The 13700-nt window shown below is 72.6% G+C and carries 12 protein-coding genes and 2 pseudogenes; 9 read left to right on the forward strand and 5 right to left on the reverse strand.

What is annotated here, in order from left to right:
* The first annotated feature begins 359 nt into the window (after nt 1-359).
* Nucleotides 360-992, forward strand: coding sequence for a carbonic anhydrase (locus ACIOMQ_RS04020; protein WP_362195390.1), 633 nt, complete (start codon nt 360-362; stop codon nt 990-992).
* 27 nt (nt 993-1019) lie between these two features.
* Here ACIOMQ_RS04020 and ACIOMQ_RS04025 read toward each other — a convergent pair whose 3' ends face one another.
* Nucleotides 1020-3938 carry an FAD-binding and (Fe-S)-binding domain-containing protein gene (locus tag ACIOMQ_RS04025; protein ID WP_402187779.1) on the reverse strand — a complete coding sequence of 973 codons (2919 nt, stop codon included), beginning with the start codon at nt 3936-3938 and terminating at the stop codon, nt 1020-1022.
* Between the two features lie 264 nt (nt 3939-4202).
* Between ACIOMQ_RS04025 and ACIOMQ_RS04030 the strand changes: the two genes are divergently transcribed.
* From ACIOMQ_RS04030 to ACIOMQ_RS04065, 8 genes and pseudogenes are all read left to right on the forward strand, one after another.
* A complete protein-coding gene (locus ACIOMQ_RS04030) occupies nt 4203-5705 on the forward strand; it encodes a sensor histidine kinase (protein WP_402187782.1) in 1503 nt (500 codons plus the stop codon).
* Nucleotides 5702-6160 (forward strand): roadblock/LC7 domain-containing protein, encoded by a 459-nt coding sequence (locus ACIOMQ_RS04035; RefSeq protein ID WP_362195381.1) that lies wholly within the window; start codon nt 5702-5704, stop codon nt 6158-6160. Before ACIOMQ_RS04030 ends, ACIOMQ_RS04035 begins: the two co-directional genes overlap by 4 nt.
* On the forward strand, nt 6157-6519 hold the full coding sequence (locus tag ACIOMQ_RS04040) for a DUF742 domain-containing protein (RefSeq protein WP_362195378.1): 363 nt from the start codon (nt 6157-6159) through the stop codon (nt 6517-6519). Before ACIOMQ_RS04035 ends, ACIOMQ_RS04040 begins: the two co-directional genes overlap by 4 nt.
* Nucleotides 6500-7150 carry an ATP/GTP-binding protein gene (locus ACIOMQ_RS04045; RefSeq protein WP_362195375.1) on the forward strand — a complete coding sequence of 217 codons (651 nt, stop codon included), beginning with the start codon at nt 6500-6502 and terminating at the stop codon, nt 7148-7150. The genes ACIOMQ_RS04040 and ACIOMQ_RS04045 overlap by 20 nt, the downstream gene beginning before the upstream one ends.
* Nucleotides 7147-8439, forward strand: a complete 1293-nt coding sequence (locus ACIOMQ_RS04050; RefSeq protein ID WP_362195372.1) for a cytochrome P450 — start codon at nt 7147-7149, stop codon at nt 8437-8439. Before ACIOMQ_RS04045 ends, ACIOMQ_RS04050 begins: the two co-directional genes overlap by 4 nt.
* A complete protein-coding gene (locus tag ACIOMQ_RS04055; protein WP_362195369.1) occupies nt 8436-9644 on the forward strand; it encodes a cytochrome P450 in 1209 nt (402 codons plus the stop codon). The genes ACIOMQ_RS04050 and ACIOMQ_RS04055 overlap by 4 nt, the downstream gene beginning before the upstream one ends.
* A gap of 188 nt (nt 9645-9832) precedes the next feature.
* Nucleotides 9833-10951: a phosphoserine transaminase gene (gene serC / locus ACIOMQ_RS04060; RefSeq protein WP_362195366.1), complete on the forward strand. Its 1119-nt coding sequence runs from the start codon at nt 9833-9835 to the stop codon at nt 10949-10951.
* 77 nt (nt 10952-11028) lie between these two features.
* Nucleotides 11029-11241 (forward strand): annotated as a pseudogene (locus ACIOMQ_RS04065) (Uma2 family endonuclease); the annotation flags it as partial.
* On the opposite strand, the gene ACIOMQ_RS04070 reads toward ACIOMQ_RS04065, so the two are convergent.
* The 4 genes and pseudogenes from ACIOMQ_RS04070 to ACIOMQ_RS04085 all read right to left on the reverse strand — a co-directional run bounded on the left by ACIOMQ_RS04070 (nt 11242) and on the right by ACIOMQ_RS04085 (nt 13682).
* Nucleotides 11242-11646: a DUF4259 domain-containing protein gene (locus ACIOMQ_RS04070; RefSeq protein WP_362195363.1), complete on the reverse strand. Its 405-nt coding sequence runs from the start codon at nt 11644-11646 to the stop codon at nt 11242-11244.
* 82 nt (nt 11647-11728) lie between these two features.
* On the reverse strand, nt 11729-12247 hold the full coding sequence (locus tag ACIOMQ_RS04075) for a GNAT family N-acetyltransferase (protein ID WP_401985657.1): 519 nt from the start codon (nt 12245-12247) through the stop codon (nt 11729-11731).
* Between the two features lie 35 nt (nt 12248-12282).
* A pseudogene (locus tag ACIOMQ_RS04080) lies at nt 12283-12674 on the reverse strand (hypothetical protein).
* 3 nt (nt 12675-12677) lie between these two features.
* The gene (locus tag ACIOMQ_RS04085; protein ID WP_402187784.1) at nt 12678-13682 is read right to left on the reverse strand and encodes a WD40 repeat domain-containing protein; all 1005 of its coding nucleotides are present in this window, start codon (nt 13680-13682) and stop codon (nt 12678-12680) included.
* Between the last annotated feature and the right edge of the window lie 18 nt (nt 13683-13700).

The raw sequence follows: 13700 nt of genomic DNA on the forward strand, positions 1-13700 counted from the left end.
GGCGGTGCTGGAGGCTGCGGGGGCTTGACGAGGGGTGCGGATGCGGCGGGCTCTCCTCTGCCCGCCGCACCCGCGTCCGAGGTTCCTCCCCGGCCCCCGGCCCCCGGTCCTCGCCACCCGAGCCGGTTCTGTGGGCCGTCGGTGGCAAGGCGGCCCGCGCCCGCTTGCGCCTGCGGCCGGGTTCGCGCACCGCGCTGAACAATCGCCTTGGCCAAGACGTACGGACGCATCTCAGCGGACTGAGGGGAACCCCCGAAATGGACAGAGCGGGACGTCCGGATCGCAGAACTCTGCTCGTCGGCGGACTCGTGGTCGCCTCGGCCGCACTGGCGGGGTGCTCATCGACGAGCGCCACTCCGATGGCAACCGGCACCTCGCCGGAAGCCCGGCCGGCCACACCCGCCGAGGCGCTCGCGAGACTGATGGACGGCAACAAGCGCTGGGTGAGCGGAGACCTTCGGCATCCCGACCGCGATCCGGACCGGCGCGAGTTCGTGGCCCAGAAGCAGGAACCTTTCGGAGCGGTCCTCTCGTGCATCGACTCCCGGGTGCCGCCGGAGCTCCTCTTCGACACCGGACTGGGTGACCTCTACGTGATGCGTACAGGCGGGGAGGCGGTCGGTCCGGTGGTCACGGGGTCCGTGGAATACGGGCCCATGACGAGTGGCACTCCGCTCATCGTGGTCCTCGGGCATCAGCGCTGCGGCGCCGTCGGGGCAGCGTACAAGTCCCTCCGTGACGGCAAGCCGTTGCCCGGCAACCTGGAGGCGATCGCCAAGGCCCTGCGGCCGGCGTACGAGCGGGCAGTCCGCGAAGGCGGTACCGACCCGGTCGAGACCATGGCCCGCGCCCAGGTCGAGCTGACCGCAGCCGGCCTGCGCTCCAACCAGGACCTGGCCCCACTCGTGGGAAAGGGCGCCCTTGCCGTGGTCGGCGCCTACTACTACCTCGACACCGGCAAGGTGCAAGTCCTGGCCGGCGCCCCCAGTTGAACAACGATGCGCCAACAGCCCCGCGCCTCACGCTCCGGACGGACCGGGAGGCCCGGTGGCCGGGGGCTCGTCGTCCAGCCCCTGCGCCAGCACCTCCGCCAGGTGGCGGGCCCGTACACCGCCCAGTTGCTCCAGCTGCGTCCGGCAGGAGAACCCGTCCGCCAGGAACTCCGTACCGAGCTCCGCGGACCGTACGGACGGCAGCAGCTGTTCTTCCGCGCACGCCACCGACACCTCCCAGTGGCCCCGTTCGAAGCCGAAGTTCCCCGCCAGTCCGCAGCAGCCTCCGTTCAACTCGCCGGTCAGTCCGGCCCGTTCGCGCAGCCGGCGGTCCGCCGCGTCACCCAGGACCGCGTGCTGGTGGCAGTGCGTCTGACCGGCGACCGGGCGGTTCAGGCGAGGCGGCCGCCAATCGGGGGCGTACTCCTCCAGGTACTCCGCCAAGGTCCGGACCGAACCCGCGAGTCCGGCGGCGCGGAGGTCGTCCGGGAGGAGCTCCGGCATGTCGGTGCGGAGGGTGGCGGCGCAGCTCGGTTCGAGGACGACGAGCGGGTCTCCGAGCAGGTCGCCCATCCGGTCCAGGGTGCGGCGCATCACCTTGCGGGCCTTGCCCAGCTGACCCGTCGACACATACGTGAGGCCGCAGCACAGCCCGCGGCCGGGCAGCAGCGGTCTTCGGCCCGCCGCCTCCAGGACCCGGACCGCCGCCCGCCCCACCTCGGGCGAGAGGTGGGTGGTGAAGGTGTCGGGCCAGAGGGTGACCGCCCGGTCGCCCGGCGGGATCACCGCCCCCCTGCCCCGGTGCCGCCGGAACCACCGGGTGAACGTCTCCCGCGCCAGGACCGGGAGTGCGCGCTCCGGGGCGATCCCCGCCAGCCGTTTGACCAGGGCCGCCGTCGGGCGGACCCGGGCCAGCGCGTTCAGTGCGCCCGCGAACGGGGCGGCGAGCCGCAGCCACGTCGGCAGCCGCCCCATCGCGTAGTGGGCGGCCGGGCGCAGCCGCCCCCGGTAGTGGTGGTGCAGGAACTCCGCCTTGTACGTGGCCATGTCGACGCCCACCGGGCAGTCGCTGCGGCAGCCCTTGCAGGAGAGGCAGAGGTCGAGCGCGTCGCGCACCTCCGTCGACCGCCAGCCGTCCGTGATCACCTCGCCCGCGAGCATCTCGTGCAGCAGCCGGGCCCGGCCGCGGGTGGAGTGGGCCTCCTCGCCGGTCGCCCGGAAGGACGGGCACATCACCCCCGGGCCCGCCGGTTCCGCCGTACGGCATGCGGCGACACCGACGCATCGGCGTACCGCCGAGGAGAAGTCCCCGCCGTCGTGCGGGTAGCCGAACGCGACCTCCACCGGGCGCTTCGGCAGCACCTCGAAGCGGAGGTTCTCGTCGAGCCGGGCGGGGCGGGCCAGGACGCCGGGGTTCATACCGCCGTCCGGGTCCCAGATGTCCTTGAACCGGGAGAAGAGGGCGACCAGTTCGTCCCCGTACATGCGCGGGAGCAGTTCGGCGCGGGCCTGGCCGTCGCCGTGCTCCCCGCTCAGTGATCCGCCGTGCGCGACGACCAGGTCCGCCAGTTCCTCGGAGAAGCGGCGGAAGCGGGCCACTCCTTCGGCGGTCAGCAGGTCGAAGTCGATCCGTACGTGGATGCAGCCGTCGCCGAAGTGCCCGTACGGGGTGCCGCGCAGACCGTGGGCGGCTAGCAGGGCCCGGAAGTCGCGGAGGTACGGGCCGAGGCGTGCGGGCGGTACGGCGCAGTCCTCCCAGCCGGGCCACGCCTCCGTGCCGTCCGGCATCCGGGTGGCGGTGCCCGCCGCGTTCTCGCGGATGCGCCACAGGGTCCGCTGCCCGGCCGGGTCGGTGACGACCGCGCCGTCCAGCGCGTCCGCCGCCCGCAGGACCCGCTCGGCGTGCGCCCGCGCCTCGGCCGGGGTGGCGCCGCCCGTCTCGACGAAGAGCCAGGCCGCGCCGCGCGGCAGCCCGGCCGGCTCCCGCACAAGATCGGCGGCCATGCCCTCCACGGTCAGGGGGCGGTACGGGAGCAGGCCGGGGGCGGCCTCGGCGGCGGCGGCCTCGTCCGCGTAGCCGAGTACGGCGAGCGCGCGGGCCGCCGGTGCCTCGACCAGCCGTACGGTCGCCTCCGTCACCACACCGAGGGTGCCCTCGCTGCCGCAGAAGGCGCGGGCGAGGTCGGCCCCGCGTTCGGGCAGGAGCGCGTCCAGGGCGTATCCGGAGATGCGGCGCGGGAGTTCGGGGAATCCGGTCCGGAGCAGGGCCAGGTTCGCGCCGATGAGCTCGGGGAGCCCGGGTAGTCCGGTGGGGAATGCGGGGAGCCCGGGGTGCTCGGTGGGGAGTGCGGGGGTCCCGGGGTGCTCGGTGGGGAGTGCGGGCCCCCGCCCCCGGCCCGCCCGGAGCGTGTCGCCGCCGTAGCGGGCCACGGTCAGGCCGTGCACGTTGTCGGCGGTGGTGCCCCACGCGACCGAGTGCGCGCCGCAGGAGTTGTTTCCGATCATGCCGCCCAGCGTGCAGCGGCTGTGCGTGGCGGGGTCCGGACCGAAGGTGAGACCGTGCGGGGCGGCGGCGGCCCGCAGGTCGTCCAGGACCACGCCCGGCTGGACGACCGCGGTGCGCGACCCGGCGTCCAGCTCGACGATCCTGCGCATGTGGCGCGTGAGGTCGAGGACGACGCCGGTGCCGGTGGCCTGCCCGGCGATCGAGGTGCCACCGCCGCGCGGGACCACGGGCGCCTCGTACCGGCGGCAGACGGCGAGCGCGGCGGCCACGTCGTCGGCGTCGCGCGGGGTGACGACGCCGAGCGGCACGCGGCGGTAGTTGGAGGCGTCCATCGTCGTCAACGCCCGTGCGGTGGGGCCGAAGTCGACCTCTCCGCGGACCGCGGCGCGCAGGGCCTGTGCGAGTGCGTCGCGTTCCGTCGGTTTCTGATGTGCGGCCATGGGCCCAGGATGCCGTTGATCCGGTCACTCGGCGGCCCCACGTCCGCGCGAGTCCCCCGAATACGTCAATACGTCGGAATACGTCGGACACGTAGTCACATACGTGACAGAGAACGCCACAAGCACTTCCCAAAGCGCGCGTCAATTCTCATATAGTGACCCCGACTTGCCTAGGAATTATCAGCTCCAGTTGTCGCGTTTACCCCCTCCATACAGAACTGTCCCGATCCGCCCGTTCGTTACGTCCGCCCCCTAGGACTCCACTTGAGCGCCTCATCCCGGCCGACCGCACTGGCCCTGCTGATCTCACTGGCCGTCACCGGTTCCCTGTGCCTGTGGGCGGTCACCGCCGCCCCCGACTCGGTGCGGACCACGGCGGCCTGGGGGGCGGGCGCCGCCGCCGTGCTGCTGTCCGCCGCCGTGGCCACCGCCGTCCATGCCCGCGCCACCGCGAACCGGTTGCGCGCCCGTCTCGCGGCGGAGACCCAGCGGTTCACCGGCGAGATCAGCCGGCTCGTCTCCGCCTCCGCGGCCGAGGGGCAGCGGTTCACCGCCGAGACGGCCCGGATCAAGGCCGCCGCCGAGGCCGAGACCGCGCGGATCTCCTCGCAGGCCGCCGCCGACGTCGCACGGTTCACCGGTGAGGTCGAGCGGCTCACCGCCCGCGCGGCCCGCAGCGACACCGAGCGCTCCGCCGCGGTCGCCGCCTGCGCCAACGCCGCCGGCCGGATGCAGGCCCTGGCCACCAGCATGCTCGCCGACCTGCGCGAGATGGAGCACCGGCACGCCGCCGAGGACGTGCTCGGCGATCTGCTCCACCTGGACCACCGCACCGCCCAGGCGGGCCGGCTCGCCGACTCCATCGCCGTGCTGACCGGTGCCCGCTCCGGGCGGCGCTGGGCGAAGCCGATCGTGATGGAGTCGATCCTGCGCGGCGCGATGGGCCGGATCAGCGGTTACCAGCGGGTGCGCCTCCACTCGACCAGCGATGTCGCGGTCGCCGGCCACGCCGCCGAGGGCGTCATGCACGCACTCGCCGAACTTCTGGACAACGCCGCCAACTTCTCGCCGCCCACGGCAGAGGTCCATGTGTACGTCGAGGAGGTACCGGCCGGCATCGTCCTCACCGTCGAGGACAGCGGCCTGGTCATGAGCGAGGTGCAGCTGCGCCGCGCCGAAAGCGCGGTGTCGGCCGCCAACCAGGACCTGACGAGGCTCTCCGGCACCCGGCTCGGCCTCGCCGTCGTCGGCCGGCTGGCCCGCAAGCACGGTCTGACCGTGTCGTTCCGGCCGTCCGCGCGCGGCGGCACGGGCGCCCTGATGATGCTTCCGCAGGAGCTCCTCACCCGAACCGCGGCGCCGGTCCCGGCGTCCGCGCCGATGGCCACCGAGCCCGTGTCCGCGCCGATGCCCGAGCCGGAGCCCGCGCACGGCACGGCCGCAGCGTCCTCCACGGCTCCCTCGGCCGATCCCCAGCACCCGCAGAACTCGGCACCGGCACCGGCATCGGCAGCCACCCCCGCCCTCTCGGACTCCCCCTCCGAGACCACCCGCAACCTCCCCCGGTTCGGCGAGAGCGGGCTCCCCAAGCGCCCCCGCGGCCGCACCCTCGCCGCCGCCGAGGCCCGCGCCGGCGCCCACTCCGGCGACGCCGAGGCCCCCCGGCCCCGTACCGCCGACCCCAAGGAACAGGCAGCCCGCTTCAGCAGCTTCCGCCAGGCTGTCCGGCCCAATCCCCCGCACCCGGAAGAAGGCAACACCCGATGACCGCGACCACCGACGAGAAGCTCAACTGGCTGCTGGAGGGGCTCCTGGAGCGCACCCCCGGCACCCGCCACGCCCTCGTCCTGTCCAGGGACGGCCTCAAGCTGTGCCGTACCCCCGAGCTCTCCGTCGACCAGGCCGACCAGTTGGCCGCGATCTCGGCCGGGATCCAGAGCCTGTCGCACGGCGCGTCCGTCGAGTTCGGTGACGGCTCCGGCGGCGTACGGTCCGCGATGGCCGAGTTCTACGGCGGCGTGCTGTTCATCGTCGAGGCGGGCGCGGGCGCCCATCTCGCGGTCGTCGCCTCCGACGAGGCCGACGTCGGCCTCATCGGCCACAACATGAGCGAACTCGTCGAGCAGCTCGGCGAGCACCTGAGTGCTCCGCCCCGCTCCTCCCCGGTCGCCGGTGCCGCCGAGACTCCCGCCGCGGCCGTCGACGCGACAGCGAACGTATGACCCGCCCCCGCCCCGGCCGGGACGACGACCCGGACCGGCTGTACACCCTCACCGGTGGCCGCAGCCGGTCCGATTCGGACGCGTTCGACCTGGTGACGCTGGTGGTCTCCGAGTGCGAACCGACCCCCGGCATGCAGTCGGAGCACGTCACGATCCTGCGGATGTGCCAACTGCCCACCGCGGTCGTGGAGATCGCGGCGGGCCTCGGCCTGCCCGTCAGCATCGTCCGGATCATGCTGTCCGATCTGCTGGACACCGGCCGGATCAGCGCTCGCCACCCCCGTACCGCCCGTGTCGCGGACCGGCTCCCCGACCCCGACATCCTGGAACAGGTGCTCGTTGGACTCCGCAACCTCTGACCGTGCCGCCCTGCAGGCGACGGCCGACAACGGACTGAAGATCGTCGTTGTCGGCGGCTTCGGGGTGGGCAAGACCACCATGGTCCGTTCCGTCAGCGAAATCCGGCCGCTGAACACGGAAGAGACCATGACCCGCGCGGGCGAGGCCGTCGACCACCTCGACGGTGTGCAGGCGAAGACGTCCACGACCGTCGCCTTCGACTTCGGCCGGATCTCGCTCGACGAACGCTCGGTGCTGTACCTCTTCGGCGCCCCGGGCCAGGAACGGTTCTGGTTCCTGTGGGACCGGCTGTTCTCGGGCACGCTCGGCGCCGTCGTCCTCGTCGACACCCGCCGGCTCGCCGACTCCTGGTACGCGATCGACCGCCTGGAGCACCACGGCACACCGTTCATCGTGGCGTGCAACGACTTCGGCGGCCCGCTCCACACCGAACAGCAGATACGGGAGGCGCTCGACCTCTCGGACGACGTACCCCTGGTGGAGTGCGACGCCCGGGACCGTTCGTCCAGCAAATACGTACTGATCACGCTGGTCGAGTACCTGCACGCCCTCTCGCGGGGCAGCGCCCCCGCCCCGTCCGCCGCCCGTCCGGAGACCACGCCGGAGAAGACCCCGGAGCCCACCTCGTGACCCAGCCCCCGGCGCCGCCCGCCGGCTGCCCCGTGTCCCAGGGCCGCGCGCCGCTCTCCGGCCCCCGGTTCCAGACCGAACCGACCCGGCTGTACCGGGAGATGCGCCGCGACCACGGGGCCGTGGCGCCCGTCGTCCTCGACGGCGACGTACCCGCCTGGCTCGTGCTCGGCTACCGCGAACTGCACCAGGTCACCGGTGACCCGGTGCTGTTCAGCCGCGACTCCGACCTGTGGAACCAGTGGGACCGCATCCCCGACGACTGGCCGCTGCTGCCGATGATCGGCCGCAAGCAGCCGTCGATCCTCTACACGGTCGGCCCCCGGCACACCGAGCGCGCCGCGATGATCAGCAACGCGCTGGAGTCCGTCGACCCGTTCGCCCTGAAGCGGTACGCGGAGGAGTTCGCCGACGGACTCATCGACCGGTTCTGCTCCACGGGCCGGACCGACATCATCGCCGAGTACGCGATGCTGCTCCCCGCCCTCGTCCTGGCGAAGATCTACGGCTTCAGCGACGCCACCGGCCACGCGCTCGTCGGCTCGCTCAACGACATGATCGACGGCCGGGAGCGGGCGCTGGCCGGCCAGCAGCACCTCGCCTCGTCCATGTTCCAGCTGCTGGCCGACAAGCACGCCGAGCCCGGCGACGACGTCGCCTCGCGGATGATCGCCGACCGCGGCCACTTCACCGACGAGGAGGTCGCCCAGGACCTGATGGTCATGATGGCCGCGGGCCACCAGCCGACCGCCGACTGGATCGGCAACTCGCTGCGGCTGATGCTCACCGACGACCGGTTCGCCGCCTCCCTCTCGGGCGGCCGGCACAGCGTCGCCGAGGCCATGAACGAGGTGCTCTGGGAGGACACCCCGACACAGAACGTCGCGGGCCGCTGGGCCTCGCGCGACACCCATCTCGGCGGGCGCCACGTCCAGGCGGGCGACCTGCTGCTGCTGGGCATCGCCGCCGCCAACGCGGACCCGCAGGTCCGCACCGACGGCTCCGCGCTGACCGGCGGCAACAACGCGTTCCTCTCCTTCGGCCACGGCGAGCACCGCTGCCCGTTCCCGGCCCAGGAAACCGCCGAGGTCATCGCCCGTACCGGCATCGAGGTCCTGCTGGACCGGCTCCCGGACATCGACCTCGCCGTCCCCGCCGAGCGACTCACCCGGCGCCCGTCCCCGTGGCTGCGGGGCCTGACGGACCTGCCGGTGGTCTTCACGCCCACCCCCGCCGTCGGAACCGTCGCCGCACCCGCCATCAGACCCGCCACCGGAGGCCAGAGATGACCCGGATCGCCCTCGACCCCTTCGTCACCGACCTCGACGGCGAGAGCGCCCGGCTACGGGCGGCGGGCCCGCTCGCCGAGGTGGAACTGCCGGGCGGGGTGCACTGCTACGCGGTCACCCGCCACGCGGAGGCCCGGCAGCTGCTCACCGACAGCCGGATCGTGAAGGACATCAACGTCTGGGGCGCCTGGCAGCGCGGCGAGATACCGATGGACTGGCCGCTGATCGGCCTCGCCAACCCCGGCCGCTCCATGCTCACGGTCGACGGCACGGACCACCGCCGGCTGCGCACCCTGGTCGCGCAGGCGCTGACCGTGAAGCGGGTGGAGCGGCTGCGGGCCGGCATCGAGGCGCTGACCACGGCGAGCCTGGACCGGCTGGCCGCGCTGCCCAAGGGCGAGAAGGTCGACCTGAAGGCGGAGTTCGCGTACCCGCTGCCGATGAACGTGATCAGCGAACTGATGGGCGTGGACCGCGCGGACCACCCCCGGCTGAAGGAGCTCTTCGAGAAGTTCTTCTCGACGCAGACGCCGCCGGAGGAGGTCCCGCAGATGATGGCGGACCTCGGCGCGCTCTTCACGAAGATCGTCGACGCCAAGCGGGAGAACCCGGGCGACGACCTCACCAGCGCCCTGATCGCGGCCTCCGAGGACGGCGACCACCTCACCGACGAGGAGATCGTCAACACCCTCCAGCTGATCATCGCCGCCGGTCACGAGACCACGATCAGCCTGATCGTCAACGCCGTCGTCGCCCTCCAGACCCACCCCGAGCAGCGCGAGCAGGTGCTGAGCGGACAGGTGCCGTGGGAGAACGCGATCGAGGAGACCCTGCGCTGGAACACCCCCACGTCCCATGTCCTGATCCGGTTCGCCACGGAGGACGTCGAGGTGGGCGACAAGGTCCTGCCGAAGGGCGAGGCGCTGATCGTCTCCTTCGGCGCGCTCGGCCGCGACGAGGCGCAGCACGGGCCGACGGCCGGGGACTTCGACGTCACCCGCTCCCCCAACCGCCACATCGCGTTCGGCCACGGCCCGCACGTCTGCCCGGGTGCGGCGCTCTCCCGGCTGGAGGCGGGGGTGGCCCTGCCCGCGCTGTACGAGCGGTTCCCTGATCTGGAGCTCGCCGTCCCCGCGTCCGAGCTGCGGAACAAGCCGATCGTCACCCAGAACGACCTGTACGACCTGCCGGTGGAACTGGGCTGAGCCGGCGGTCCCCGGTACGCCGTCAACGGACCGGGGCGGGTGTCTCATCGGGCCGGAGCGGGCGTCTCCACGGACCCGGAGCGGGCGTCTCCACGGACCCGGAGCGGGCGTCTCCGCGGACCGGAGCAGGTGTCTCATCGGACGGACACGGTCCTCGACCGTGCCCGTGAGGTACTACGCTCCGGTCCGTGGCCGATATCCAGATTCCCGCTGACATCAAGCCCGCCGACGGACGCTTCGGCGCCGGTCCTTCCAAGGTGCGAACGGAGGCGCTCGACGCGCTGGCCGCCACCGGTACGTCTCTTCTCGGTACGTCCCACCGCCAGGCCCCGGTCAAGAACCTGGTCGGCGCGGTGCGTCAGGGCGTACGCGACCTCTTCTCCCTCCCCGAGGGATACGAGGTGATCCTGGGCAACGGCGGGTCCACCGCCTTCTGGGACATCGCGACGCACGGACTCATCGAGACGAAGTCCCAGCACCTCAACTTCGGCGAGTTCTCGTCGAAGTTCGCGAAGGCCGCCAAGCTCGCCCCGTGGCTGGCCGACCCGACCGTGATCGCCTCCGACCCGGGCACCCACCCGGACCCGCGCGCCGAGGCGGGCGTGGACGTTTACGCGTTCACGCACAACGAGACCTCGACCGGCGTCGCGGCGCCGGTCAAGCGCGTCGCAGGCGCCGACGAGGGCTCCCTGGTCCTGGTGGACGCCACCTCGGGTGCCGGCGGCCTGCCGGTCGACATCACCGAGTCGGACGTCTACTACTTCGCTCCGCAGAAGTCCTTCGCCTCCGACGGCGGTCTCTGGATCGGCGTCTTCTCCCCGGCGGCCCTGGAGCGCGCCGCGCGCGTCCACGCGTCGGGCCGCCACATCCCGGAGTTCTTCAGCCTGCCCACGGCGATCGACAACTCCCTCAAGAACCAGACGTACAACACCCCGGCCCTGGCCACGCTGTTCCTCCTGAACGAGCAGCTGACCTGGCTGAACACCCAGGGCGGCCTGGACTTCTCGGTCCGCCGCACGGCCACCTCGGCGCGGAACCTGTACGGCTGGGCGGAGGAGTCCAAGTACGCGACCCCGTTCGTCACCGACCCGGCGAAGCGCTCGCAGGTCATCGGCACGATCGACTTCGCGGACGAGATCGACGCCGCGGCCGTCGCCAAGGCGCTGCGCGCCAACGGCATCGTCGACACCGAGCCGTACCGCAAGCTGGGCCGCAACCAGCTGCGCGTGGCGATGTTCCCGGCGATCGACCCGGCGGACGTCCAGGCGCTGACGGCCTGCATCGACTACGTGATCGAGAAGCTGTAGCGCATACACGGTGACGCATACGGAGGGCCCCGCGCACGTCAGGTGCGCGGGGCCCTCCGCCGTTCACCTGCCCGGGGGTCACCGCCTACGCCGAGGCCAAGATCCCGGTGTACGTGATCGTCGACCGCAAGCACGGCCGAGTGCATGTCCTGACGGAACCCATGGGCGGCGGCTACGACAGTCACGAGGTGTACGCTCCCGGGCAGACGGTCACACTGCCCGATTCGATCGGCGCCCCGGTGACCCTCGACGTCGACGGGCTCATCCAGGCCGGCCGCCCCCGCGCCTGATCATCCGGCCGCCGCCACCAAGACCTCCCGCAGCCGGGTTATGCCCGGGGCCCATTCCTTGTCCCCCGCGTCGTCCCACAGCTCGCGCAGCTCCGAGTTCTCGCCCAGCACCGCGTCGAGGGCCTTCACCGCGAGGGGGCGCAGGTCCGTCGCGAGGACGGGCAGCGGCTTGTCGGGGCCGTACGCGGTGGTCACCGGCTCGCCGTCCGGGCACTGGGAGGCGACCAGCGCGGCCGCCGCGACCGCGGTACCCCCTTCGTCGCTCTCCAGGTAGGTTGCCTCGATCGCGAGGGCCAGCGCGTTGCGGATCACCGCTTCGCGCCCGGCCTCCGGCGCGTCGTCGATCCGCCCCGAGAAGTCCGCGGCGGTGTCGTTGTCGAAATGACCGATGTCCCAGGTACCCATGAGGCCCTCCGTGAGCGCTGTTCCCCGGTGATCGCCACCGAGGGGCACCATCCTCACAGCCACCACTGACAACGACGGCGGGTCAGCCCTCTCCCGTGCTCCGCTCCCAGCGCCGTTCGCCGTCGCACCACTGCTCCGTCGCCACCAGCCCCGCCGCCGCGGCCACGGCGGCGGACGCGGCGTGGTCCGGATGGATGTGGGCGACGACGGTGCGGACGGACCCCTCGCGCAGCAGATGCGCCACCAGTCCCGTCGCGGCCTCCTTCGCGTAGCCCCGCCCCTGCCACCGCGTCCCCACCACCCAGGCGATCTCCGCCTCCGCGTCCGGCGCCTTCACCGTGGCCTGTACCCAGCCGCCCAGGCAGCCGTCGTCCCGTACCCGCAGCACCCAGTTCCACCAGCGTTCCGCAGGGTCGGGGGAGCCGGACTCCCAGCGGGTGTAGCGGGCCCGGAGAGAGTGGAGGTCTTCCGGAGCTCCGCCCGTGTAGGTGTGCAGGGCCGGGTCGGCGAGGACCGTCGCCATCTCTTCGGCGTGCGCGGTGCGCAGCGGCAGGGCGTCGAGCCGTTCGGTGGAAAAGGCCTCGGGCCCATGGTTCGTCATGGCGCCCACCCTAGGTACACCGGTCGGCCGTCGACTCAGCGGTTCAGTCGCCGGAACCGCCGCACCGCCGGCGGCAGGAACAGCGCGGTCAGTGCCGGCGGCCACACCACCGCCATCAGCGGGGCATGTTCTTCGGCCCGGGTGCCGCCGCTCGCCACCGGGTTGCCGAAAAGTTCGCGGGTTGCCGCGACCGTCGACGAGATCGGGTTCCAGGCCGGCCGATCGCGAGGGCCGTCGCCGCGAGGATCGTCAGCTCGGCGGCGGCGATGAGCAGATCGGCGAGGATCGGGAATCCCAACTGCCGGACGATGGCGGCTGGTTGGCGCCGGTAGTGGGTGAGGCTGCGCCGGGTGACGTTCCAGCTGCCAAGGGGTGACGCGGGCGGGGATACGAGCCCCGCACCGCCGGAAGGCCGGTCAGCGGTCAGCGGTCAGCCGCGGTTTCGGCGCCGGTTCATGAAGACGAGTGCGCCCACGGCGGCGAGCACCAGTGCCCCGACCAGGGTGCTGCCCTTCGTCCGATCGCCGCTCCCGCCACCGGCGGACGACGACGCACCGCCGCGGTCCGTGGGCGGCGACGTGCCGTTGCCACCGCCGCTGCCACCGCCGCTGCCGTCGGCGATGTCCACCCGCACCACATCGCTCCGCTTCCCCTCCGTGCCGAACATCAGCGCCGAGCCGTCCGCCGTGTACGTCACCGACTCGGCCTGCCGCTGGAACGGTGCCCCGATCGCGTGGTCGGCGCCGAGCCTGCCGTGCTCGAAGGCGTAGCCGCGGGCGCTGAAGTACGAACGCAGCACCAGCTCCTTGCCGTCCGGCGAGAACGCCCCGTCCGTCACCCACGGCACCTCCCCCACCCTCCGGAAGACGTTGGTGGTGCCGGTGGTGAGCTCGGTGGGGCCCTCGTACAGCCCGCCGCCGTCCTCGTTCTTCGACGCGATGTAGACGCGTCCGGTCGTGGGGTGGACCATCAGTGCCTCGGCGTTGCGCGGGCCGTCCGCGTACTTCACGTCGAACTGGGTGGCGTCGACCGTCGCGTCCCGCAGCTGCTTCGGCTCCGGGAAGCGGTAGATCCAGACGTGGTCCCAGCTGCCGTTCAGGTTGTCGCCGATGTCACCGACGTACAGATTGCCGTCCGGCCCGAGCGAGATGGCCTCCACGTCGCGCGGCCGGCCCACCCCCCGCATGGTGATCGTCGCGACGGTCTTCCCGGTGCGGGAGTCGACGGCGTAGACGTACGGCCCGTCGTCGCTGTCGTTGTGCGTCCAGTAGATGCCGGGGTGGGCGCGGCTGGCGGCGAGGCCGCTGGATTCGGTGATCCGGGGGTCCTCGATCGTGAAGCTCCGATCGGCTCCGTCTCCGGCCGCCACGGCGGGAGCCGCCCCGGCGAGGAGGAGCAGCGCGGCGGCTGCGGACACAGTCAGGTACGAACGCATGCCACAAGTGTCCATCGT

The sequence above is a fragment of the Streptomyces sp. NPDC087845 genome, from assembly GCF_044742755.1.
Classification (GTDB): Bacteria; Actinomycetota; Actinomycetes; order Streptomycetales; family Streptomycetaceae; genus Streptomyces.

Bases quoted from the DNA above. Each gene is read 5' to 3' on its own strand.
- ACIOMQ_RS04020 (WP_362195390.1), top strand. From the start codon at position 360: ATGGCAACCGGCACCTCGCCGGAAGCCCGGCCGGCCACACCCGCCGAG.
- ACIOMQ_RS04025 (WP_402187779.1), bottom strand. From the start codon at position 3,938: ATGGCCGCACATCAGAAACCGACGGAACGCGACGCACTCGCACAGGCC.
- ACIOMQ_RS04035 (WP_362195381.1), top strand. From the start codon at position 5,702: ATGACCGCGACCACCGACGAGAAGCTCAACTGGCTGCTGGAGGGGCTC.
- ACIOMQ_RS04040 (WP_362195378.1), top strand. From the start codon at position 6,157: ATGACCCGCCCCCGCCCCGGCCGGGACGACGACCCGGACCGGCTGTAC.
- ACIOMQ_RS04055 (WP_362195369.1), top strand. From the start codon at position 8,436: ATGACCCGGATCGCCCTCGACCCCTTCGTCACCGACCTCGACGGCGAG.
- ACIOMQ_RS04070 (WP_362195363.1), bottom strand. From the start codon at position 11,646: ATGGGTACCTGGGACATCGGTCATTTCGACAACGACACCGCCGCGGAC.
- ACIOMQ_RS04075 (WP_401985657.1), bottom strand. From the start codon at position 12,247: ATGACGAACCATGGGCCCGAGGCCTTTTCCACCGAACGGCTCGACGCC.
- ACIOMQ_RS04085 (WP_402187784.1), bottom strand. From the start codon at position 13,682: ATGCGTTCGTACCTGACTGTGTCCGCAGCCGCCGCGCTGCTCCTCCTC.